The organism is Dactylosporangium sp. NPDC051087 (genome assembly GCF_055586325.1).
Genome location: NZ_JBVJIJ010000008.1, coordinates 180,640 through 203,533, shown reverse-complemented (window position 1 = coordinate 203,533; position 22,894 = coordinate 180,640). Strand labels below are relative to the sequence as shown.

Genomic DNA, 22,894 nt, shown 5'->3' with positions numbered 1-22,894 from the left:
AGCGAGGACCACCCCTTGGAACCCCGAGGGTACGTCGGCATTCTGGCCGAACACATCGGCCTCGCGCAGTCGGTGATCAGTCTCCCGGAGCACGTATCTGACCTTCCGGGCCACGCGGGCTGCGGCACCGGTCCCGGCCTGCGCGTGGTCCGGGGCTGACGACGTGGCTCCAGGACCACTCAGTTCCCGGGTCGCGGACCTGTGCGCCGAGGTCGGCAACCGGCTCGGCGGCGGCGCCCAGGCGCAGGTCGTCGACGTGCGCCGCAGGCTCGGCGAGCCGCTGCGGGTCGCGATCGCGGGCCGGCTCAAGTCCGGCAAGTCCACGCTCGTCAACGCGCTCATCGGCCGGCGGGTCGCGCCGACGGAGGTCGGTGAGTGCACCCGTATCGTGACCCAGTTCCGGTACGGCACCTCCGACCGGGTCGACGTCGTCAAACGCAACGGTGCCCGGGTCAGCCTCCCCCTCGACGAGGCCGGGATGATCCCGCAGCGGCTCGGCGTCGCCCGTCACGACGTCGCCTACGTCGACGTGACCCTGACCAGTGACCACCTGCGGGACCTGACCGTCGTCGACACGCCCGGCCTGTCCAGTGCGAACACGTCCGTGTCGGACCAGGCCCGCCGGTTCCTGTTCTCCGAGGCGCCGATCGACGACGACCTCGACTCCGACTCCGCCGGCGCCCTGTCCGGCGCCGAGGCGATCATCTACGTGTTCACGCAGTCGGTGCGTGAGGACGACGTGCAGGCCCTGGAGGCGTTCCGGTCGATCTCCGCCCGCCTGTCGTCCAACCCGATCAACTCCCTCGGCCTGTTCAACAAGGTCGACAAGCTCGCCGGCGGCGGTCAGGACCCGTGGCCGATCGTCGCGCCGCTCGCCTCCGACCAGTCGAAGGTCCTGCGGCGGGTGGTCTCGGACGTGGTACCGGTCGTCGGGCTGCTCGCCGAGACGACCGAGGCGGGCCGGTTGACGGCGGCGGACTGCGAGGCGCTGCGGCAGCTCGCCGCGTTGCCCGTCGGGGAACGCACCGTCCTGCTCGCGTCCGTCGACCTGTTCACGACCCGTGAGTGCGGGATCACCCGCGAGTCGCGGGAGCGGCTGCTGCGCCTGCTCGACCTGTACGGGATCTCGTTCGCGATCGCGCAGCTGGTCAACAAGCCGAACCTCGCCACCGGTGAGCTCGTCCGGATGCTGTTCCAGGCGTCCGGGTTCCCGCGCCTGCGGCAGACCCTCGACCACGCGTTCCGGTGGCGGACCGACGCGATCAAGGCCGGGTGGGCCCTGTCGAGCCTGGAGAAGATCGCCAGCCACGCCGAGCGCCCGCACGACCGGGAGCTGCTCCGCGACGCGATCGAACGGGTCCTGCAGCAGCCGGAGTCGCACCGGCTGCGGCTGCTCGAGGTGGCGCAGCTCGTCACGACCGGCGCCGTGGACCTCCCGGACCAGATGGAAGGCGAACTGACCCGCCTCGCCCTGTCCAACGACCCTGCCTGGATCCTGAACCTGCAGGGGTCCGACCGTGACCAGATGGTCCGGGCCGCGTTGGACGCCGCGACCCGCTGGCGCGCCTACGCCGTCGCCGGTGCCAGCCCGTCCCAGTCGCGGGTCGCGCTCGTCGCGCACCGCGGCTTCTACCTCCTGTCGCAACGTATCCGTGGCCAAGCCCGTGTCAACTGAAGGCACCTACCCCCAGGAGCCGGGAATGTTCTCGTCCTCCAACAGCCTGCGTCTCGTCGCCGTGGCTGTTGCCCTGATCGTCGCCGTGCTCACCGGCGCCGCGACCGGTCTGATCAGCGGTGCCCCCGACTGCCCGGCGCAGCCGGCGGCGAGCACCGCCACGACCGCGCCGGCGGCGGCGCCGAGCACCGCGAACGGCGGCGTCGGCATCGGCGACCCCGTCGGTGGTGGCGGCGGCGCCCCCGAGCAGCCGCCGAAGCAGCAGCCGGCCACCGCCGCCGCTGCCGTCGTGCAGGCGGCGACGCCGGCGTGCACGAAGCAGGAACCGTTCGGGGTGACCGCGGCCGCGACCGCGTTCGTCGGTGCGCTCCTCGTCGGCGCGGCCCTGCTGCTGCTCCTGCTGCTGTCCACCCGTGGCGGCCCCCGCCAGGTCCAGGTCCCCGTCGCCGCCCGCGGCAACGGGACCGGCCCGGCGGAGCAGGACCGGCGGGCGCTGGTGCAGGCCGCGATCTACGTCCGGGACCGGGTCACGTCCAAGGCGCTCGGTGACCGGCTCGGCGCCGCCCTCGCGGAGGCCGGGGTCACGACCCTGGAGCCGACCGGGGTCCGGTTCGACCCGGCGCACCACGAGGCCGGCGGCGCGGCACCGTCCGCGGACCCGGCGCTGATCGGGTCGATCGCCGCCGTCGAGGTCCCCGGCTACCTGGACCGGGACGGCCGGGTGCTGCGTGCCCCGATCGTCACCGTGTACCAGGCGGCCCGTAACCCGGGCGGCCCGACCGGCGCCCACCCGACCGTCGCCCAGCCCGCGCAGCAGCACACGTCCAGCCCGCAACCGCGCAGAGAGCAGCCACGATGACCTCGACCGAGAACGCGGCCCCACCCGCGAACGGCAAGCCGAAACCGCCGAGTCCCGAGGCGGCCCTCGGCAAGCTGCTCAAGGCCGGCGTCGACGGGTCCCTGGCGTACCTGCGCAAGATCGACCCGGACGCGGCGGCGGACGTCGACACCGAACGCCGCCGCGACGTGCAGCGCCCCCGCATCGTCGTCGTCGGGGAGACGAAACGCGGGAAGAGCAGCCTCACGAACATGCTCATGGGGGTGCCGAACCTGTCGCCGGTCGACGCGGCCGTCGCGACCGCGTCGTACCTGGAGTTCACGCACAACCAGCAGCACGGCGCCCGCGCGTACGTGCCAGGCCGTGAGGACCCGATCCCGATCAACCTGTCCGACCTGCGGGACTGGGGCACCGTCCTGGGCCGGCTGCCCGACGGGATGCGCCCGCCGCGCCGGATCGAGGTGCACCACTCGGCGCCGCTGCTGCAGTACCTGACGCTCACCGACACCCCCGGCACCGGCGGCCTGGACTCGATGCACGCCGAGGTCGCCATGGACGCCGTGGAACGGGCGACGGCGCTGCTGTTCGTCGTCGACTCGTCCTCCCCGTTCTCCAAGCCGGAGATGAACTTCCTCATCGAGGCCAGCAAGAAGGTCAACTTCGTGCTGTTCGCGTTGACGAAGGTCGACGCGTACCCGGGCTGGCGCACGATCCTCGCCGACAACAAGGGCCAGCTGCAGACGCACGCGCCCCGCTTCGGGTCCGCGCCGTGGTTCCCGGTGTCGGCGCGGCTCGCGGAGCTGGCGATGACGCTGCCGAAGGAGGCCGCCGGTGAGCTGATCCGCGAGTCGCGGATCGCGGAGCTGCAGCACGCCCTCATCGACCTGGCGAAGAAGGGGCACCTGCTGCAACAGGCGAACGTGCTGCGGTCGGTGCGTTCGGAGTACATCCGCGTCGACCAGGAGCTCGGCGACCGGATGAAGGCGACCGACCCGGACCCGAAGGACGCCGAACGCGCCAAGGAAGAACGCGCGCAGGTCGCCACCCGCAAGCGGACCGAGTCCCGGCAGTGGTCCCTGGCGCTGTCCACGGAGACCCAGCGGGCCCGGGTGGAGGCCACCACCCGGCTGCGTTCGTACATGACGCAGCTGCAGGAACAGTTCATGGAGAAGATCGACAAGGGCGGCCGCGGCGACATCAACGACCTGCCCGCCGAGGTCGACAAGGCCCTGTACGCGCTGTCGGTGCGGCTGTCGCACGACCTGGAGTTCCGGTTCCGCAAGGTCGGTGAGCGGGTCCTCGCGCAGGTGTTCCACCCCAACGAGCTGCAGCACGTGCTGCGGCAGCTCAACGCGAAACTCCGGCACGCCCTGGGCACGAAACCCCGCCGCGACGGCGGTGGTGGGGACGGCGCGATGGTCGTCATGTCGTCGGCCGGTATGGCGATGATGGCCGGCCGCGGCGCGATGGCCGGTGCCGGCGCGATCGGTCTCGCCGGTGTCGCCGGCGCGGGCCTGGTCATCCCCGTCATCGGTATCGGTCTCGGTCTCGCCGCCGGCGCGTACATGATCTTCAAGCGGAAGAGCATGACGGACAAGGTCGCGACCCGGCAGTGGCTGCGGGAGGTCCTCGGTGAGGCCCGCGCCGCGCTCGCCGACGAGATCATGCACCGGTTCACGGACCTGCAGTACGCGCTGACCCTCGCGCTCGACGAGGCGATCGAACGCCGGTTGAAGCAGCTCGACGCGCACATCGCCAACATCGACAAGTCCCTCGCGGAGGACAAGGCGGAGCGGGCGAAGCGCAAGGCCGCGCTGAACACCGAACGGGAAGGTCTGCGCGCCCGCATCAAACAGGTTGACGAGGTCCTCGTGCGGGTACGGGCGCTGGCGCCGAACGCACCCGCGGACGCGGCCGACGCACCGGCCGAAGCGTAAGGGGGTTGGATCATGGACGGGCACTGGGAATGGTCCGAGTCCGGTGACGAACCGGACACCGGCGACACCGCCGACCTCGGCGGTGACCATGGCGACCCCGGCTTCGGACAGGGGTTCGGTCAGGGGTTCGGTGACGGGCACGCCTACGGCGGTGACAGCGGCTTCGACACGCACGACGACTTCGGTGGTCTCGGCGGCGACCCGCACACCGGCGGTGACGACCTGGAGGAGCCGCTCGGCACCGAACACGCCGCGGAGGCCTACGACCAGTCCGTCCATGACACCGACGGCCACGACGGCGGCCACGACGGCGGCCACGACAGTGGCCATGACGGCGGCCATGACGGCTTGGACGGGGGCGGGTTCGACCCGGCCGACGGCGACCCGGCGCAGCACGCCGGCTTCGAACCCCTCGCCGACCACACCGACCACACCGACACGGACACGGAGGTGGAGGCCGGGGCGGAGCCGTACGGCAGCGACCCGGACCTGCACGGCGACGCCGACGGCTGGCCCGAGCCGACGTTCCCGGAGGAGCTGCACCTGGACGGCCCGCCGGAGCCCGTCGACGGGTTCCCGTGGAGCGACGCCGACGCTCTCGGCGGCCCCGAGCACACCGACCAGTCGCTGTCCGCCGCCTACGACCCGGCGGCGGCGCACACGGACCCGGCGAACCCCGCGGACCTCGCCGGCTACGACGGTGTCGAGGTGCCGCTCGGCGCGGACCCGTGGAGCACCCTGCTGAGCTCCGAGGACCCGGCGACGAGCTCCCTCGCCGGCTACTGGGCCCCGCACACGTAAACCGTCCACCGTCACGCGAAAGGCCCGCCACGATCATCGTGGCGGGCCTTTCGCATGCCCCCCGGGTCAACCCGGGGGCTGTGCCTAGTTGAACGCGGTCATCAGCAGGATCACGAACAGGACCGCGACGAGGACCAGCACCACGATGATGACGGCGACCCAGTTCCGCTCGCCCTCGTCCGCCGCCTGCTGCGGCGCGGGCTGCGGCGCCGGGCGGGTCACCTGCGGCGGGAACGGACCCGGCCGGGCAGGCTGCTGCACCGGCGCCGGCGACACCGGCGGACGGTACGGCTGCTGCACGGGCGGCTGCTGCCGGACCAGCTGGACCGGCGGCGGCTGCTGGACCGGCTGCTGCCGGACCAGTTGCACGGGCGGCTGCTGCTGCACGGGTGGCTGCTGGCGGACCAGTTGCACGGGCGGCTGCTGGCGGACCAGCTGGACCGGCGGGCGCTGCTGCACCGGCGGCGGCTGGATCGGCGGCCGGTTCATCGCCGGGGACACCGGCACCGCCGACACCGGCCGCTGCTGCTGGACCGGCTGCTGCATCGGCCGTGGGGTGACGGTCTGCGGCGTCCCCGACGCGCGGGCCGGCGCCGACGGCGCGCCGATGCACAGGGCGCCCTCCACGACGACGGTCTCCGGCTGCTCCAGGGTCGTCGGGGCCACCCCGAGCTCCGTGTGGATCAGGTGCGCGGCGAGCGGGATCCGCGACGAACCACCGACGAGGAAGATCCCGACGAGGTCCTTCGGCTGCAGCCGCGCCGACTCGATCGCCCGCCGCAGGCACGACACGGTCCGCTCCAGATACGGCTTGACGAGCGTCTCGAGCTCTTCCCGCGTCAGGTGCGCGTCGACCTCCAGCGACGGCAGGTGGATGTCGGTCGACGCGGTCCTGGACAGCATCTCCTTCGCGCCGCGGACGTCCTCGTACAGCAGCCGCCGCTGCCGGCGCGCGTTCGCGTCCGGCGGGTTCGCGATCGACGCCCACTTCTCCGCGTGGCTCTCCGAATACACCTTGCCGAGGTGCTCGACGATCGCGTGGTCGAAGTCGAGACCACCGACGTCGGCGAGGCCGTCCTCGGCGAGGACCTCGAACCCGGACTGGGTGCGCCGCACGACGGTCGCGTCGAACGTGCCGCCGCCGAGGTCGTAGATGGCGAGGCTCCGCCCGACCGGCACCGCCGAGCCGAGCACGGCCGTGAAGTACGACGCGGCGCCGACCGGCTCGGCGATCAGCCGTGGCGTGCCGAGACCGGAGATGCGGGTGGCCTCGATGAGCAGCGACCGGCGCCGCTCACCCCACCGGGCGGGGTGGGTGAGCCGCACCTCGTCGGGGGCCGCGCCGAGCTGCCGCCGGGCCTCGGTGTTGACCAGGGACAGCACGTGCGCGAACAGTCGCGGGACCGGCAGCGGATGGTCACCGATGAACACCTCCCCGTCGTCGATGCGACGTTTCGGGTTCGGCTCGAACCGGGCCGGGTCGAGGCGCGCGTTGCGCTCGGCGTCCCGGCCGACGAGGACCTTCCCGTCGGTGTTGAAGTACAGGGCTGAGGGCAGCAAAGGAGAACCGTCGAACAGCAGCGGCCGCATCCGTGAATCCGGGGTCCGGATCATCGCGACCGTGTTCGACGTGCCGAAGTCGATGCCGAGCACGCGCATGTGCGTCACCCTACCTGTGCCGATCCACACCCTGCGTCGCCCGGCAAGCCCTGAGACAGCCCGATGTCGGCTTCACGCCAGCCACAGGTAACCCGCCGTTACGCAACCGCAGCAGAAGATCACGACATACTGTCGGCGTGGCCTATCTTGACCTGCCAGGACCGCTCGGTTTCGCCCACCGTGGCGGCGCCGCCGACGGTGACGAGAACACGACAGCGGCGTTCGCCCGCGCGGTCGAGCTCGGCTACCGGTACATCGAGACCGACACCCACGCGACCGCCGACGGGGTCGCGGTCGTCTTCCACGACGACACCCTGCACCGGCTGCTGGGCCGCCCGGGCCGGATGAGCGACGTGCGCTGGGCCGACCTGCAGACCCTGCGGGTCGGTGGCGCGGCGGCGGTACCCCGCCTCGACGAGGTCCTCGACGCGTGGCCGCAGGTCCGGTTCAACATCGACTGCAAGTCCGACGCGGCGGTCACCCCGACCCTCGACGCCGTCCGGCGTGCCGCCGCGCAGGACCGGGTGCTGCTCGCGTCGTTCTCCTCCGCCCGGCTGCGCCGCATCCGCGCCGCCGCGGGCCCGCAGGTCGCGACGTCCGTCGGGATGCGGGAGGTGACCGCCCTGTACGCCGGGTCGCTGACCGGCCGGCCGGTGAAACTCCCGAGCAGTGTCGTCGCCGTGCAGATCCCGCCCAGGTACGGGCGGCTCACCCTCGCCGGGCGCCGGTTCATCGACTACACGCACCGCCTCGGGTTGCAGGTGCACCTGTGGACGATCGACGACGCCACCCAGATCGGGCACTTCCTGGACCTCGGTGTTGATGGCATCATGACCGATCACATCGAGGTGCTCCGCGACGTGTACCAGCGCCGCGGCATCTGGCCCAGCCCCGCCTAGGAGAGGCCGCCGTGTCCGCTGCCGAGACACCAGAGACGCCCGCGCTGACCCCCGACCCACCCGAAGGGTCGCAGCTCAGCACGAAACGTGAACGGGTCGGCTGGTACTTCTACGACTGGGCGAACTCGGCGTTCTCCACGACCGTCGTCACCGTCTTCCTCGGCCCGTACCTGACGTCGATCGCGGAGAAGGCCGCCGGCTGCGTCGACGACGCCTGCGACGACGCCGTCATCCACCCGCTCGGCATCGCCATCGCCCCCGGCGCCCTGTTCCCGTACACGGTGAGCCTGTCGGTGTTCCTGACCGTGTTCGTCCTGCCGGTCGTCGGCGCGGTCGCGGACCGGTCCCCGCGCAAGAAGCAGCTCCTGGCCCTGTTCGCGTACCTCGGCGCGGCGGCCACGGCGGGCATGCTGTTCCTCACCGGCGACCGGTACCTCCTCGGCGCCGTCCTGTTCCTGATCGCGAACATCTCCTTCGGCGCGTCCGTCGTCGTCTACAACTCGTTCCTGCCGCAGATCTCCTCCGAGGAGGACCGCGACCGGGTGTCGAGCTTCGGGTGGGCGTTCGGCTACCTCGGCGGTGGCCTGCTGCTGCTGCTCAACGTCGCCGCCGTCCTCATGAAGGACTCCCTCGGCATGACCACCGGGGAGGTCGCCCGGTACAGCATCGTGTCCGCCGGCCTGTGGTGGGCCGGGTTCACCACGATCCCGCTCATCCGGCTGCGGAACCGGCCGCTGCTGGACCCGCCGCCCGCCGGCGTGAACCGGCTCACCGACGGGTTCAAACAGCTGTGGCACACCCTGCGTTCCCTCAAGGCGTACCCGCTGACGTTGTTCTTCCTGGTGGCGTACCTCGTCTACAACGACGGCATCCAGACCGTGATCGCCCTGGCCAGCCAGTACGGGACGAAAGAGCTCCTGCTGTCCGACGACGTCCTCGTCCCGACGATCCTCATGGTGCAGTTCCTCGCGTTCGCCGGGGCGCTGCTGCTCGGGTGGCTCGCGAAACGGTACGGGGCGTGGAAGACGCTGCTCGGCAGTCTCGTCCTGTGGACGGTGATCATCGTGATCGCGTACTTCCTGCCGGCGAAGGAGCCGCTGCTGTTCGTCGCGCTCGGCGGCGGTATCGGCCTGGTCCTCGGCGGCAGCCAGGCACTGTCCAGGTCGCTGTTCTCGCAGCTGATCCCGAAGGGCCGCGAAGGAGAGTACTTCGGCATCTACGAGATCTCCGACAAGGGCACCAGCTGGCTCGGGCCGCTGCTGTTCGGGCTCGCCTACGACATGACCCGCTCGTACCGGGTCGCGATCATCTCGCTGCTGGTGTTCTTCGTCGTCGGGTTCGTCGCGCTCCTCGCGGTGCCGATGCGCAAGGCGATCGAGCAGGCGGGGAACACGCCACCGGCACGCCTGTAGCGATAGATTCCCCTGGTGCGGTACCGGCTGCTGGGTCCCCTCGCGGTCGACGTCGGTGTCGGCGCGGACGGCCGGCAGGTCGAGGTGCCCGCGGCCCGCGACCGGGTCCTCCTCGCGATGCTGCTGCTCACCCCGAACCGGGTCGTGTCCATGGCCCGGCTCGTCGACGCCGTCTGGGGTGACGCGGCACCGGCGACGGCGCGGGCGCAGCTGCACACGTGCGTGTCGCGGCTGCGCCGGCTGCTGCCGGACCTGATCCGCACCGACACCGCCGGGTACCGCGCCGACGTCGCCGACGGTGACCTGGACACGGTCGCGTTCACCGCCCTGGTCGCCGCGGCCCGTACCGCCGCCGCGGCCGGGGACCTGAAGGAGGCCCAGACACGGTTCCGGGCCGCGCTGGACCTGTGGCGCGGCCCGGCCCTGGCGGGTGTGGACAGCCCCGCGGTGCAGGCGCACGCCGTCGCGTTCGAGGAACGCCGCGACGCCGCCCTGGAGGACTGCGTCGACGTCGAGCTGCGCCTCGGCCTGCACGCGGAGCTGATCGGGCAGCTGACCGCCCTCGTCGAGCAGTACCCGCTGCGGGAGCGGCTCACGGGGCAGCTGATGACGGCGTTGACGAGGGTCGGCCGGACCGCTGACGCGCTGGCCGTGTACCGGCGGCTCGCCCGGGCCCTCGACGACGACCTGGGTCTCGCGCCCAGCGACCAGCTGCAGCGGCTGCACCACGACCTGCTGCAACCGAACCCGGACGCGTCCACCCCACCGAACGGCCTGCCGGCCGCCGCCATCGCCGCGACCGCACCAGCCGTGGCGGTGCCGCCGCGGCCGTGGACGCTGCCGCGGGAGGTCGCCGACTACGCCGGCCGCGACGACCTGATCGCCGAACTCGTCGCCGCCACCACCGGCAGCGACACCGGCAGCGACACCGGGTCTAGGGGGATGCCGGTCGTCGTGTGCGTCGACGGGATGGCCGGGGTCGGCAAGACCAGCCTCGCCGTCCACGTCGCGCACCGCGTCGCCGGCCGCTACCCCGACGGCCGCCTGTTCCTGGACCTCCGCGCCCACAGCGACCGGCCGCCGCTGCCACCCCACGACGCGCTCGGCCTGCTCCTCGGCCACCTCGGCGTCGAACCCGCCCGGATCCCCGCCGACCCCGACGAACGCGTCGCCCGGTGGCGCAGCGAACTCGCCGACCGGCGGGTCCTGGTCGTCCTCGACAACGCCGCCGACCCCACACAGGTCCTGCCGCTGCTGCCGGGCGCGTCGGCGAGCCTCGTCATCGTCACCAGCCGCCGCCGCCTCGCCGGCCTCGACGCCGTCCACCCCGTCTCCCTCGACGTGCTCACCCCCGCCGAGGCCCACCGGCTGATCACCGCCGTCGTCGGGGCCCGCGCCGTCGCCGACCCGGCCGCGACCGCGCAGGTCGCCGACCTGTGCGGATACCTGCCGCTCGCGTTGCGGCTCGCCGCCGCCCGGCTCGCGCACCGCCCGTCGTGGACCGTCGCCGACCTCGCCGACCGGCTCCGCCGCGCCCAACCCGCCCCCGTCGACCTCAACGTCGACGGCCGGTCCCCGCACGCCGCGTTCGAACTGTCCTACCGGCAGCTGCCGCCACCGGCGCAACGGCTGTTCCGGCTCCTCGGCGTCCACCCCGCCGGGGAACTGTCGCTGCGGGTCGCCGCCGCCCTCGACGCGTCCGGCGACACCGACGACCTCCTCGCGCAGCTCGTCGACGCGCACCTGCTCAACGAACCCGTCGCCGGCCGGTTCCGGTTCCACGACCTGCTCCGCGAATACGCCGCGCACCTCGCCGGCACCGACCCCGAACGGGACCCGGCGACCGTCCGCATGTTCGACTTCTACCTGCACGCCGCCGCCGCGGCGACGAAGGTGTGGGAGAACAACCGGGACCGGGACCCGGTCGACTTCACCACCGTCGGCCCGCACGTCCCCGTGTTCACCGGCATGCTCGACTCCCGCCAGTGGCTGCACCTGGAATGGGGCAACGTCGTCGGGGTCGCGCACCTCGCCGACCGGCTGCACCGGCACCGGTACACGGTCCTGCTCACCCGCGCCCTGTGGGCGTACCTGTTCCGCAACTCGATGAACGACGTGTCCCTGGACCTGCACCGCCGCGCCCTCACCGCCGCCGAAGCGCTCGGCGACGCGGACCTGACCGCGATGAGCCACAACTATCTCGCGTCCGCGCTCGCCCGCGGCGGCGACCTCAACGCCGCCGCCGCGCACCTGCAACGCCTCGTCGGCCACCCACGGTGGGGGGTCCGCGCCGAGTCGAACCTCGCGTTCGTGTACCTCAACGTCGGCCGGTTCCATGAGGCGCTCACCCTGACGCAACGGTCCCTGCACGCCGGTGAGGACCGCTGGCAGGTCAGCGTCCAGTGGACCGCCCTCGCCGGGCTCCTGCGCGCGCTGGGCCGCTTCGACGAGGCGGTCCTCGTCGCGCAGCGGATCGTCGCGTACGGCCGCGCGAACCGGATCACCTGGTCCAGCGCTGTCGGCGCGGTCGAACTCGGCACCACCCGCGCCCGTCTCGGCCAGCACCGGCAGGCGGTCCGGATCCTGTCGTGGGCGCGGCGGCAGCTCGGCGACGACGCCGGCCCCGGCGCGGACATCGAGGCCCGCGCCGGCATCGGCGCGTCCCTCGTCGCGCTCGGCGACGTCGAGGAGGGCCTGGAACTGCTCCGCACCGCCTACGACGACGGGCAGCACCTCGACCCGACCGCCGCGTGCCTGTCCGGCAACACCTACGGCGAAGCCCTGCGGACCCTCGGCCGGCTCGAGGACGGCAAACTCGTCCACGCCCGGGTCCTGGAACGGGCGATGCGCATCCAGCACCGCTACGAGCAGGCCCGCGCCTACCGGGGTCTCGGCCTGTGCACCACCGACCCGCGGCTCGCCCGGGACCGGCTCACCACCGCCCTGGACCTGTTCGAGGCGATGGGCACCCCGGAACGGCACGAGGTCCGGGCGGCGCTCGCCGCCCTGCCACCGCCGTAGCGTTTTAGTAGGGTGCCTTCCCGTGACGTCCTCCGTTCCCGCCCTCGACGACGAAGACCCAACCGCCTGCATCGCCGCCGGTGACAGCCGGCTACGACGCGGTGGCTCCCTGAAGTTCTTCTACGGTCCGATGGACTGCGGCAAGTCGACCCTCGCCCTGCAGATGGACTACAACCACGCCAGGCAGGGCCGCCGCGGTCTCGTCCTGACCACCATCGACCGGGCCGGCCCCGGCCGCCTCTCCACCCGCATCGGGCTCGGGAAGGAAGCCGTCGACGTCGGCGCCGACCTCGACATCCGCGCCCTGGTCCGGCAACGCTGGTCACAGGGCATCCGCGTCGACTACCTCATCTGCGACGAGGCCAGCTTCTACACCGTCGCGCAGATCGAACAGCTCGCCGACCTCGTCGACACCTCCGACGTCGACGTGTACGCGTTCGGGCTGGCCACCGACTTCCGCACCAGCCTGTTCCCGGCGGCGCAGCGGCTGTTCGAACTCGCCGACGAGGTCACCCGCGTCCAGGTCGAGGTCCTGTGCTGGTGCGGCCGGCCGGGCCTGCTCAACGCCCGCGTCGTCAACGGCGGCATCGCCCGCGAAGGTGACCAGGTCGTCATCGGCGACACGTCCAACGACGACTCCCCCGACGCCTCCCCGCAGGAGACCGACGTCCGCTACCAGGTCCTGTGCCGCCGCCACCACCGCGTCGGCGACCTCGGCCCCGCAGCCCGGGCGGAGGGCCAGCTCCGCCTCGTCTAACCCTATTACCGGACGGTAACCTTCGGGGATGACGCGATTCGTGCAGGCCGGTCCGGCACTACGGGACCCGTACACCAGCGACTGGCAACTGCAGGGCTGGCTGGACCGGCTCCTCGGCCCCGCCGGGCACGCCGCCGCGAAAACCCGCCTCACCGACCTCGCCGCCGACGTCCTCGGCCCGCTCCGCGCCGCCCACCACGACGCCGAAACGCACCCACCGACCCTCACCCGGTTCGACCCGTGGGGCGCCCGCATCGAACGCGTCGACGTCGCCGCCGGATGGGAGACCCTGCGGGCGTCGGCGGCCCGGCACGCCGTCGTCGCACTCCCGTACACCAGCGACGCCCACCACACCTGGGGCGCCGGCACCCGCGTCGTCCAGCACGCCCTGCTCCACCTGTGGGGCCCCGAATCCGCGACGTTCTCCTGCCCCGTCGCCATGGCCGACGGCGCCGCCGCCCTCCTCACCACCACCGACCCCGGCTCGCCATGGCTCACCCGGCTCACCTCCACCGACCCGTCGACCGCCGTCACCAGCGGCCAGTGGATGACCGAAACCCAAGGCGGCTCCGACATCGCCCGATCCACCACCCGCGCCCGCCGCCACCCCGACGGCACCTGGACCCTGACCGGCGACAAATGGTTCTGCTCAGCGATCGACTCCGCGATCGCCGTCGCCCTCGCCCGCCCCGACGGCGCCGGCCCCGGCAGCCGCAACCTCGCACCGTTCCTCGTCCCCCGATACGCCACCGCCGGCACCGGCCCCGCCGACGGGCTGCAGATCCTCCGCCTGAAAGACAAACTCGGCACCCGCGCCGTCCCCACCGGCGAGGTCCGCCTCGACGACGTCCCCGCCATCCCCCTCGGCGACCCCGAAACACCCGGCCTCGCCAGAATGATGACCCTCGTCGTCGTCACCCGCCTCCACAACGCCGCCGCGGCCGCCGCCGGCATGCGCCGCGGCCTCGAACACGCCCTCAGCTACGCCACGAACCGGCAGATCGCCGGCGGTGCCCTCGCCGGCAACCCGCTGCACCGCGCGACCCTCGGCGGGCTCGCCGTCGACGCCGCCGGCGCCTACGCCCTCGCCGCCCACGCCTTCACCCTCCTCGGCGCCGACCCCACCAGCGCCGAACTCCGCATCGTCGCGCCCCTCGCCAAACTCGTCACCGGCCGGCTCGCCGTCGCCTCCGCCAGCGAATACCTCGAAGCGTTCGGCGGCGCCGGCTACGTCGAGGACACCGGCATCCCCCGACTGCTCCGCGACGCGCAGGTCCTGCCGATCTGGGAAGGCACCACCAACGTCCTGTCCATCGACGTGCTCCGCGCCCTCACCGGCGACGGCGCCCGCCCGCTGCTGCACCGCGCCGAAACCGCCGCCGGCGCCGCAGCGTCCCGCCTCCCAGGAGTCGCCGACACCGTCGCCGCGGCGACCCGCCGCCTCACCGCCGACGTCGCAGCAGCCGCCGCCGACCCCCGCTCCGAACGTGTCATCGCCGCAGCCCGGGAACTCGCCCTCCGGCTCGGCAACACCCTCACCGCCGCGCTCCTGCTCGAACACGCCACCTGGGCCGCCGACCGCGGCGACGACCGGCCCGCGCTCCTCGCGTCGCTGTGGACGCAACGCCGGCTCAGCGGCACGGACGCCTCAGCGGACCTGCACACCCACTTCGATCAACTGATCTGAGCCGTCGCCCACGCCACCCGCAGCTTCACCGGCGTCCCGCACAACCTGCCCGGCACCCCACCAGCCGAACCGACCCGCTCCGACCCGACCAGCACCCCGCCACGCGCCCGGTAGAACCGCTGCGCGGCGGTGTTCTGCTCCAGCACCCACAGATACAGCCGCTGCGCCGCCGCCCCGGCCCGCACCGCGTCGCCGGCGGCGCGCAGCAGCACCGTCCCGATCCCGAGATGGCGGTGCCCGTCAGCGACGTGCAGATTGTCGACCAGGCTGCCCCACCGCGGGTCGTCGTCGAACCGGACATGCACAAAACCCCGCAAATCCTCGTCCTGCCCACCGACCACCAGCGTCACGGTGCCCGACCGGTCCCCGAACCTCGACCGCCACACCGCCCGCCGGTCCGCGACCACATCACCGTCGAGAAACGCGTCACTGTACGCCCCCCGGTAATGCCGCCGCCAACTGTCGGCGTGCAACCCCGCGATCCCGTCCACATCCGCGTCCGTCGCCTCCCTGACGACCACCCCGCCGATCACCCCGCACCTCCCCGCCGCGCCCGCGCCGCCGCGATCATGTACGCCGGATCACGGTCCAGACTGTGCCGGTCCCGGTCATACCGGCGGGTCGTCCGCGGATCAGCATGCCCCATCGCATCCTGCACATCCTCCAACGGAACCCCCTCGTCACGAGCCGACGTCGCGAACGCATGCCGCAACGAATGCGGCGACAACCGCGCCCACGCCGGCACCCCCGCCTCCCGCGCCAACCGCCGCACCAGCCGAAACACCGCATGCCGGTCCACCCGACCACCCGTCGACGTCGTAAACAACGGCCCCGCACCCCCCGCCCCACCGCCCAGATACGCGTCCAGCGCCGCGACCACGTTCGGGGTCAACGCCCGCCGGCGCGGCTTCCCGCCCTTCCCGACGAACCGGACCGTCCGATGCCCCCGCTCCACCCCAAGATCCGCGTGGTCGAGCGCCACGACCTCCCCGACCCGCAGCCCCAGATCCGCGAGCAACGCCAGGATCGCCAGATCACGCGCCGCGTTCGGACCCGACTGCGCCGCCGCCGCCGCCAACATCGCGTCGACCTCCCCACCCGTCAACCCCACCGTCGCCGACGAATCCCGATCCACCCTCGGCCGGTCCGCGCCACCCACCGGATTCACCGCGATCGCCTGCAACCGCAGCAGAAACCCGTACCAACTCGACAACGCCGACAGCTTCCGCGCCACACTCGCCGGCGCCAGCACCTTCCCCGTCCGCGCGTCCACCGTGCCCTCCAGATCCCGGGCATACGCATTCACCTGCAGAAACGACACCCGCAACGGATCCAGATCCCGGCCCGCGCACCACGCGAGGAACTGATGCACATCACGCCGATACGCCGCCCGCGTATGCGCCGACAACCGCCGGTTACTCAGCCACGCGTCGGTGAAATCCCCCTCCGCCGCCGCGACCTCCGCCGGAACCCGCCTTACAGGGTCGGCCGCCACACCGTCGTCCGCTTCATCGACGCATCCTCCAACGTCTGCGGCACCGGCACGTCATACACCGCGACCAGCTCCAGATGCTCCCTCGGCAGATACGCCCGCCCCGGATCACCGACCAGACACGACCCGCCCCGAGCCCCGACCCGCCCCAGAAACTCCAACACCTGACCGGTCATCTCCCGGCTGTAGAACACATCCCCCGCCAACACCACATCAGCGTCACCACCATCGCCCGGCAGGACATCCTCCAACCGCGCGTCGACCACCACCTCATTCACCGCCGCATTCACCACCATCGCCGTCACCGCCAGCGGATCGATCTCCACCGCCGTGACCCTCGCCGCGCCCGCCTTCATCGCCGCGATCGCCACCAACCCCGACCCCGCCGCCACATCCAGGACCCGCTTCCCACGCACCACGCCCGGATTGTCCAGCACATACCGCGCCAACGCCTGACCACCCGCCCACGCGAACGCCCAGAACGGCGGCGGCAACTGCACCCCACCCGCGAACTTCTCCGTGTCCTGCCACAACTCGATCGCCTCATCAGCCAACCGCAACCGCACCTCCGGCACGAGCGGCACCGGGGCGAGACTGGTATGCGCCAGGACGAATGCGGTGGACATCGGCACGGACCCTATGTCACCCGCGCGTGCGACGCCCCGCCGGGGCCCACATCGGTACCGTCAAATCCATGGGGGCAACAACCTGGATCATCCTCGGCCTGGCGGTCGTCGTGCTGATCCTCATCACGCTCTACGTCGACTCACTGCGCCGCTGACTATCGTCGACCCGGTGACCGTCCACATCACCGACACCCAACGCCGGGCCAGACTCGCCTGGCGGCACAACCTCGCCCAACCCGCCCCCACCGCCGAGACCGCCACCGAAAACCTCGTCGCCCTGCACGCCACCGACGCGGCAACCGTCCACCTCGCCGCCCACGCCAGAACCCACGCCGGCATCGACGACGCCCTCTATACCCGACGCACCCTCCTACGCATGCTCGGCATGCGCCGCACCATGTTCGTCGTCCCCACCACCACCGCCCCCACCATCCACGCCGCCGCCTCCACCGCCATCGCCGCCGAACAACGCCGCCTCCTGATCAAACACCTCCACCAATGCGGCGCCGGCGACGCCGACTGGCTCACCGACGTCGAAACCGCCACCCACACCGCCCTCCTCGCCCGCGGCGGATCCGCCACCGCCGCACAACTCGCCGCCGACGAACCCCGCCTCCGCACCGAACTCGTCTTCCCACAAGGCAACCAGTACGTCACCAGCCGCGTCCTGCTCCTCCTCGCCGCCCAAGGACGCATCGTCCGCGGCCGCCCCAACGGCACCTGGACCAGCAGCCAATACACCTGGCACACCCTCGACGGCTGGCTCCCCGGCCCACTCCCCACCATCGACCCCGCCACGGCCCGCGCCGCCCTCGCCCACCACTGGCTCTCCCGATACGGACCCGGAACCATCCACGACCTCAAATGGTGGACCGGATGGACGACGACCCACACCCGCGCCGCCATCGCCGCCCTCGACGTCGAAACCGTCACCCTCGACAGCGGCGCCACCGGCCTCGTCCTCGCCGACGACCTCGACAACGTCCCCGAACCACCCCGCTGGGTGGCACTCCTACCCGCCCTCGACCCCACCATGATGGGCTGGGCCGGCCGCGACTGGTACCTCGGCCCCCACGCACCCGCCCTCTTCGACCGCACCGGCAACCCCGGCCCCACCATCTGGATCAACGGCAAAGTCGCCGGCGGCTGGGCACAGACCACCACCGGCCACATCGCCGTCGAACTCCTCGACCCCACCACCACCACAGCAGCCGACGCAGCCGACATCCGCGCCGCCGCCGACCAGCTCGCCGCATGGATCGGCACCGTCCGCGTCACCCCACGGTTCCGCACCCCACTGGAGCGGCGACTCGCGGAAACTGTCACACCACCCAGGTAGGTTCGGCGACATGGTCACGGCGGTGGTGTGGTGGGGCACAGCAACGATCCTGGCGGTCTACACCGCCGTCCGGCTCACCGGCATCGAACGCGGCTCACCCCTCGTCCAGCTCATCGCCTTCACCCCATACGCCGCACCCACCGCGCTCCTCGCCGCCGCAGCCGCCGGCACCGCCGGCGCCACCGGCCCATGGATCATCTGCCTCCTCGCCTGGGCAGCACTCACCGCCACCATCGCACCACGCCTCCTCGCCACCAAAACCCCGACCGGCGGCGCCCGGCTCCGCGTCCTGACCGCCAACATCCTCTACGACCAAGGCGACATGCCCGCCCTCGTCGAGCGCGTCAAACTCGACGACATCGACGTCCTCGCCGTCCAGGAGCTCACCACCCGGGCACTGCACGCACTCGACACCGCCGGCATCGACGGACTCCTGCCCTACCGCGTCGCACACCCCGCCGGCTCAGGAAACGGCTCAGGCCTGTTCAGCCGCCACCCACTCACCCCAGCACAAACCCGGCGACACCCCTGCGGCATGCTCCAGGCCGCCGCCACCATGCACGTGCCCGACGCCGGACCCGTCCGCATCGAATCCGCACACCCCTGCGCACCACGACCACGACAGGTCACCTGCTGGGCACAAAACCTCGCCGACCAACCCCACGCCGGCGGACCCATCCCACAGATCCTCCTCGGCGACTTCAACGCCACCCTCGACCACGCACCACTGCGCCGCCTCCTACGCACCGGCTACCGCGACGCCGCCGCCACCCGCGGACTCGGCCTCGCACCCACCTGGCCGTTCCGCCGATGGCGCCGGCAACGGATCGTCCCCTGGGTCACCCTCGACCACATCCTCGCCGACCAACGGATCGGCATCGGCGAAGTCCACACCCGCACCATCCCCGGCAGCGACCACCGCGCCGTCCTCGCCGAACTCCACCTCCCCACCCCATAACCACCAGACACATCAACCGAGGAGCACCACCTTGTTCGACCTCGCCCCAGACACCCGACCCAACCGGATCACCGTCACCGGAGCCAGGCAGAACAACCTCAAAAACATCACCGTCCACATCCCCAAACACGCCATCACCGTCTTCACCGGCGTCTCCGGATCCGGCAAAACATCCCTCGTCCTCGACACCATCGCCGCCGAAGCACAACGCCAACTCAACGACACCTTCACCGCATTCGCCCGCACCCGCCTCCCCGACCACGCACGACCCGACCTCGACAGCATCCACAACCTCTCCGCCGCCGTCATCGTCGACCAGAAACGACTCACCGGCGGCCCCCGATCAACCGTCGGCACCGCCACCGACATCAACGCCACCCTCCGCCTCCTCTACTCCCACGCCGCACACCCACACCCCGGCCCCGCCAACACCCTCTCCTTCAACGACCCCCGCGGCATGTGCCCCCACTGCCACGGCACCGGCCACACCCCCTCAACCACCAAAACCCCACGACCCCGCACCACCACACCCACCTGCGACACCTGCCACGGCACCCGCCTCAACGAAGCAGCCCGCAACTGCCGCATCGACGGCTACGCCATCACCGACCTCACCGCCATGGAAGCCACCGAACTCGTCGCCGTCCTCCGACTCCTCACCGACGAAACCACCGCACCCATCACCACCGCCCTCCTCACCCGCGTCCGGCACCTCATCGACATCGGCCTCGGCTACCTCACCCTCGACCGCGACACCAACACCCTCTCCGGCGGCGAGGCCCAACGCGTCAAAACCGTCCGCCACCTCAGCAGCGCACTCGTCGACATGCTCTACATCTTCGACGAACCCAGCACCGGCCTGCACCCACACGACATCACCCGCCTCAACACCCACCTCCGCGACCTCCGCGACAAAGGCAACACCGTCCTCGTCGTCGAACACGACCGCGACGTCATCAACATCGCCGACCACATCATCGACCTCGGCCCAGGCGCAGGCATCCACGGCGGCGAAATCGTCTACGAAGGCACCCTCGAAGCACTCCCATACGCCCGCACCCCCACCGGCCGGCACATGCGCCACCGACCACCACTCAACACCACCGTCCGCACCCCCACCGGCCACCTCACCATCACCGACGCCACCGCCAACAACCTCAAAAACATCACCGTCGACATCCCCACCGGCGTCCTCACCGCAATCACCGGCGTCGCAGGCTCAGGCAAAAGCTCCCTCATCAACCACGCATTCCTCACCCAGCACCCCACCGCCATCACCATCGACCAGACCCCGCTCGCCACCAGCAACCGATCCACCGCCGCCACCTACACCCGCATCATGGACCCCATCCGCGCACTCTTCGCCAAGACCAACAACACCGACCCCGCACTCTTCAGCGCCAACTCCAAAGGCGCCTGCCCCACCTGCCAAGGCCTCGGCACCATCCACACCGACCTCGCCTTCATGGCACCACTCAAAACCACCTGCCAGGACTGCGCCGGCCGACGCTACAAACCCGAAGTCCTCCAACACCACCTCCGCGGCCGCACCATCGCCGACATCCTCGACATGACCACCGAAGAAGCCGCCACCTTCCTCACCGAACCCAACATCCAACCCGCACTACAAGCCCTCACCGACGTCGGCCTCAGCTACCTCACCCTCGGCCAACCACTCAGCACCCTCTCCGGCGGCGAATGCCAACGCGTCAAACTCGCCACCCACCTCACCACCACCGGCACCGTCTACGTCATGGACGAACCCACCACCGGCCTCCACCTGGCCGACATCACCCACCTGCTGCGCATCATCGACCGGCTCGTCACCCGAGGCAACACCGTCATCGTCATCGAGCACCACCTCGACGTCATCAAACACGCCGACTGGATCATCGACCTCGGCCCCGAAGCCGGCACCGCCGGCGGCACCATCACCTTCCAAGGCACCCCCGAAACCCTCACCCGCACCGGCGACTCCCACACCGCCACCGCCCTGCGCCGCGACCTCGACACCCACTGACCCCATGGACACAAACGAGCACCACGGCACACCGTCCCCCGGCGGATGGACCGCACCCACCGGCACCATGCCCGCCTGGAACTGGACACCACCCGGCGGCATCCGCCCCCGCCTCGAACGCGTCCCACGATGGGTCCGCATCTGGCACCGCACACCCATCATCGACCGATACGCCCACGTCTGGATGTGGCACCACGGCGGCTGGGACGTCGACACCCCACCAACCGCCGACCCCACAGGCGTCAACCAACCACGACCACCACCGACCACCAAGCCAAAGGCCGGGGAACACACCCCCGGCCCCTGACCACAGCAACGCCTAGATCGCCGGACGATAGAAGAACGTCCGCCGGCGCGCCACCCGACCGTCACGGACCTCGAACCAGTCCGCGAACAGCTCATTCAACGGCACACCCGCATGCGTCACACCCTCGAACCGGCCCCAGCAGAACACCTGACCGTCGTCCTCCACCCAGCGCTCCACCGAGTGCCGGCCCGACGCCACGATGCACCGCCGCCGATAGAACTCCACGAACGCCGCCGCACCCTCGATCGGCGGACAACCCGGCCGGTGGTACACCACATCATCGGTGACCAGACCCGCCAGATCACCCCAGTCACGACGGTCGACCGCCGTCAACATCGACAGGACAAGCTTCGACCGCTCCACCACCACGCTGTGGTTACTCATCCACCCATCGAAATGCGCCCGAAGACCCCCGGTCAACACATCGGCGCAGAATCTTACACTCCGAAACCGGACCGTAACCCGCTAACCCATCCGCGCCGCCGCCGACGTGCCGAACCGCGCCGCCACCAACCGCTTCAACCCATGCGGAAACGCCGACTTCGCCGCCACATGCGGCCCCACCAACCGCAACTGCGCCGCCGCATCACCCTCCCACGCCGCCACACAATCCTCCGCCGCCACATTCGCCACCGCCAGGATCGCCCCAGCCGCACCCAGCATCCCCGCCGCCGACACCAACGCCGACGACCCCACATACACCGCGCCGTCCCACTCCACCAGCAACCGCAGCAACCGCTCCGGATCCCCCGTCGAATCCTTCAACCCCGCCACCGGCAGCGACGGCAACACCTCCAACGGCACCGCACCACCCGCCACCCCCGGAAAGTGATACGCCAGCACCGGACGACCGTCCGCCGCCGCCACCACCTGCTCGTAGAACACCCGCAGATCACCCGGCCGGCGCGGCGGCGCCACCAGCACCGCATCCGCACCCACCGCCACCGTCGCCGCCGTCAGCTCCGCCGCCGGACCCGACCACGCACCACCGGCACCCGCGATCACCGGCACCCCCAGACACGCCTGACGCACCGCCGACACCAGCGCCACCCGCTCACCGTCGCTCAGCGCGTCCGCCTCACCCGTCGACCCCGCGACCAGCACCGCCCGCACACCCGACGCCACCAACCGCTCGGCATGCGCCGCGGTGGCCGCCAGATCCACCGAACCGTCCTCCGCGAACAGCGTCACCAACGCGACCGCGACACCCCGCCACAACGTAACCGGCTCCTGAGTCATACCAGAACCCTAAGCTGGAACCGGGTGCGCAGGCCGTCGGCGTGCCAGCGCACCCACCCACACGCAAAGAGGCGCCGCCGACCAACACGGTCGGCGGCGCACGTCTCAAGCGGGGATCAGCGCTCCCCGGTGGTGCTCTGCCGGGCCGCGGACTCAGGCGCCACCCACTGCGCCCTCGACCGCATCGTCGTCTCCAACCGTCGACCAGGTCACCTACACCCGCGACA

20 protein-coding genes are annotated in these 22,894 nt (G+C 71.6%); 14 read left to right on the top strand and 6 right to left on the bottom strand.

What is annotated here, in order from left to right:
* The first annotated feature begins 163 nt into the window (after positions 1–163).
* From ACZ6TV_RS17400 to ACZ6TV_RS17385, 4 genes are read left to right on the top strand one after another with little or no spacing between them, the layout of a single operon-like run.
* Positions 164–1,675: a dynamin family protein gene (locus ACZ6TV_RS17400; RefSeq protein ID WP_465298192.1), complete on the top strand. Its 1,512-nt coding sequence runs from the start codon at positions 164–166 to the stop codon at positions 1,673–1,675.
* A 25-nt stretch (positions 1,676–1,700) separates the two neighbouring features.
* Positions 1,701–2,534 (top strand): nucleotide exchange factor GrpE, encoded by an 834-nt coding sequence (locus ACZ6TV_RS17395; RefSeq protein WP_465298191.1) that lies wholly within the window; start codon positions 1,701–1,703, stop codon positions 2,532–2,534.
* Positions 2,531–4,450 carry a dynamin family protein gene (locus tag ACZ6TV_RS17390; protein ID WP_465298190.1) on the top strand — a complete coding sequence of 640 codons (1,920 nt, stop codon included), beginning with the start codon at positions 2,531–2,533 and terminating at the stop codon, positions 4,448–4,450. Before ACZ6TV_RS17395 ends, ACZ6TV_RS17390 begins: the two co-directional genes overlap by 4 nt.
* Positions 4,451–4,462: 12 nt before the next feature.
* Positions 4,463–5,251 (top strand): hypothetical protein, encoded by a 789-nt coding sequence (locus ACZ6TV_RS17385; RefSeq protein WP_465298189.1) that lies wholly within the window; start codon positions 4,463–4,465, stop codon positions 5,249–5,251.
* A gap of 84 nt (positions 5,252–5,335) precedes the next feature.
* Here ACZ6TV_RS17385 and ACZ6TV_RS17380 read toward each other — a convergent pair whose 3' ends face one another.
* Complete coding sequence (locus tag ACZ6TV_RS17380) at positions 5,336–6,910, bottom strand: Hsp70 family protein (RefSeq protein ID WP_465298188.1); 1,575 nt, start codon at positions 6,908–6,910, stop codon at positions 5,336–5,338.
* Positions 6,911–7,047: 137 nt separating this feature from the next.
* Between ACZ6TV_RS17380 and ACZ6TV_RS17375 the strand changes: the two genes are divergently transcribed.
* Genes ACZ6TV_RS17375 through ACZ6TV_RS17355 form a run of 5 tightly spaced genes read left to right on the top strand, consistent with a single transcriptional unit; the run spans position 7,048 to position 14,686 of the window.
* Positions 7,048–7,809, top strand: a complete 762-nt coding sequence (locus ACZ6TV_RS17375) for a glycerophosphodiester phosphodiesterase family protein (protein WP_465298187.1) — start codon at positions 7,048–7,050, stop codon at positions 7,807–7,809.
* Between the two features lie 11 nt (positions 7,810–7,820).
* A complete protein-coding gene (locus tag ACZ6TV_RS17370; RefSeq protein ID WP_465298186.1) occupies positions 7,821–9,221 on the top strand; it encodes an MFS transporter in 1,401 nt (466 codons plus the stop codon).
* Positions 9,222–9,236: 15 nt separating this feature from the next.
* A complete protein-coding gene (locus ACZ6TV_RS17365; protein WP_465298185.1) occupies positions 9,237–12,242 on the top strand; it encodes an AfsR/SARP family transcriptional regulator in 3,006 nt (1,001 codons plus the stop codon).
* Between the two features lie 22 nt (positions 12,243–12,264).
* On the top strand, positions 12,265–12,999 hold the full coding sequence (locus ACZ6TV_RS17360) for a thymidine kinase (protein WP_465298184.1): 735 nt from the start codon (positions 12,265–12,267) through the stop codon (positions 12,997–12,999).
* A 28-nt stretch (positions 13,000–13,027) separates the two neighbouring features.
* Complete coding sequence (locus ACZ6TV_RS17355) at positions 13,028–14,686, top strand: acyl-CoA dehydrogenase family protein (protein ID WP_465298183.1); 1,659 nt, start codon at positions 13,028–13,030, stop codon at positions 14,684–14,686.
* Here the strand turns inward: ACZ6TV_RS17355 and ACZ6TV_RS17350 are convergent.
* Genes ACZ6TV_RS17350 through ACZ6TV_RS17340 form a run of 3 tightly spaced genes read right to left on the bottom strand, consistent with a single transcriptional unit; the run spans position 14,674 to position 16,804 of the window.
* Entirely contained in the window at positions 14,674–15,219 is a 546-nt protein-coding gene (locus tag ACZ6TV_RS17350) for a GNAT family N-acetyltransferase (protein WP_465298182.1), read from the bottom strand. The genes ACZ6TV_RS17355 and ACZ6TV_RS17350 overlap by 13 nt on opposite strands.
* Positions 15,216–16,181, bottom strand: coding sequence for a tyrosine-type recombinase/integrase (locus ACZ6TV_RS17345; protein WP_465298181.1), 966 nt, complete (start codon positions 16,179–16,181; stop codon positions 15,216–15,218). The genes ACZ6TV_RS17350 and ACZ6TV_RS17345 overlap by 4 nt, the downstream gene beginning before the upstream one ends.
* Positions 16,163–16,804 carry a class I SAM-dependent methyltransferase gene (locus tag ACZ6TV_RS17340; RefSeq protein WP_465298180.1) on the bottom strand — a complete coding sequence of 214 codons (642 nt, stop codon included), beginning with the start codon at positions 16,802–16,804 and terminating at the stop codon, positions 16,163–16,165. Before ACZ6TV_RS17340 ends, ACZ6TV_RS17345 begins: the two co-directional genes overlap by 19 nt.
* A gap of 26 nt (positions 16,805–16,830) precedes the next feature.
* Here ACZ6TV_RS17340 and ACZ6TV_RS17335 point away from each other — a divergent pair, with 26 nt between their 5' ends.
* Genes ACZ6TV_RS17335 through ACZ6TV_RS17315 form a run of 5 tightly spaced genes read left to right on the top strand, consistent with a single transcriptional unit; the run spans position 16,831 to position 21,428 of the window.
* A complete protein-coding gene (locus ACZ6TV_RS17335; RefSeq protein ID WP_465298179.1) occupies positions 16,831–16,959 on the top strand; it encodes a hypothetical protein in 129 nt (42 codons plus the stop codon).
* Between the two features lie 14 nt (positions 16,960–16,973).
* Complete coding sequence (locus ACZ6TV_RS17330; protein ID WP_465298178.1) at positions 16,974–18,143, top strand: winged helix DNA-binding domain-containing protein; 1,170 nt, start codon at positions 16,974–16,976, stop codon at positions 18,141–18,143.
* Between the two features lie 10 nt (positions 18,144–18,153).
* Positions 18,154–19,101: an endonuclease/exonuclease/phosphatase family protein gene (locus ACZ6TV_RS17325; protein WP_465298177.1), complete on the top strand. Its 948-nt coding sequence runs from the start codon at positions 18,154–18,156 to the stop codon at positions 19,099–19,101.
* Between the two features lie 31 nt (positions 19,102–19,132).
* A complete protein-coding gene (locus tag ACZ6TV_RS17320) occupies positions 19,133–21,121 on the top strand; it encodes an ATP-binding cassette domain-containing protein (RefSeq protein WP_465298176.1) in 1,989 nt (662 codons plus the stop codon).
* A 4-nt stretch (positions 21,122–21,125) separates the two neighbouring features.
* Positions 21,126–21,428: a hypothetical protein gene (locus ACZ6TV_RS17315; protein ID WP_465298175.1), complete on the top strand. Its 303-nt coding sequence runs from the start codon at positions 21,126–21,128 to the stop codon at positions 21,426–21,428.
* 12 nt (positions 21,429–21,440) lie between these two features.
* Here ACZ6TV_RS17315 and ACZ6TV_RS17310 read toward each other — a convergent pair whose 3' ends face one another.
* Positions 21,441–21,797 carry a nuclear transport factor 2 family protein gene (locus ACZ6TV_RS17310; protein WP_465298174.1) on the bottom strand — a complete coding sequence of 119 codons (357 nt, stop codon included), beginning with the start codon at positions 21,795–21,797 and terminating at the stop codon, positions 21,441–21,443.
* A gap of 96 nt (positions 21,798–21,893) precedes the next feature.
* A complete protein-coding gene (locus ACZ6TV_RS17305; RefSeq protein ID WP_465298173.1) occupies positions 21,894–22,667 on the bottom strand; it encodes a dihydrodipicolinate synthase family protein in 774 nt (257 codons plus the stop codon).
* Between the last annotated feature and the right edge of the window lie 227 nt (positions 22,668–22,894).

Excerpts from the sequence above, each read along its gene's own strand:
- ACZ6TV_RS17395 (WP_465298191.1), top strand. The coding sequence starts at position 1,701 with ATGTTCTCGTCCTCCAACAGCCTGCGTCTCGTCGCCGTGGCTGTTGCC.
- ACZ6TV_RS17390 (WP_465298190.1), top strand. The coding sequence starts at position 2,531 with ATGACCTCGACCGAGAACGCGGCCCCACCCGCGAACGGCAAGCCGAAA.
- ACZ6TV_RS17385 (WP_465298189.1), top strand. The coding sequence starts at position 4,463 with ATGGACGGGCACTGGGAATGGTCCGAGTCCGGTGACGAACCGGACACC.
- ACZ6TV_RS17380 (WP_465298188.1), bottom strand. The coding sequence starts at position 6,910 with ATGCGCGTGCTCGGCATCGACTTCGGCACGTCGAACACGGTCGCGATG.
- ACZ6TV_RS17355 (WP_465298183.1), top strand. The coding sequence starts at position 13,028 with ATGACGCGATTCGTGCAGGCCGGTCCGGCACTACGGGACCCGTACACC.
- ACZ6TV_RS17340 (WP_465298180.1), bottom strand. The coding sequence starts at position 16,804 with ATGTCCACCGCATTCGTCCTGGCGCATACCAGTCTCGCCCCGGTGCCG.
- ACZ6TV_RS17325 (WP_465298177.1), top strand. The coding sequence starts at position 18,154 with ATGGTCACGGCGGTGGTGTGGTGGGGCACAGCAACGATCCTGGCGGTC.
- ACZ6TV_RS17315 (WP_465298175.1), top strand. The coding sequence starts at position 21,126 with ATGGACACAAACGAGCACCACGGCACACCGTCCCCCGGCGGATGGACC.
- ACZ6TV_RS17305 (WP_465298173.1), bottom strand. The coding sequence starts at position 22,667 with ATGACTCAGGAGCCGGTTACGTTGTGGCGGGGTGTCGCGGTCGCGTTG.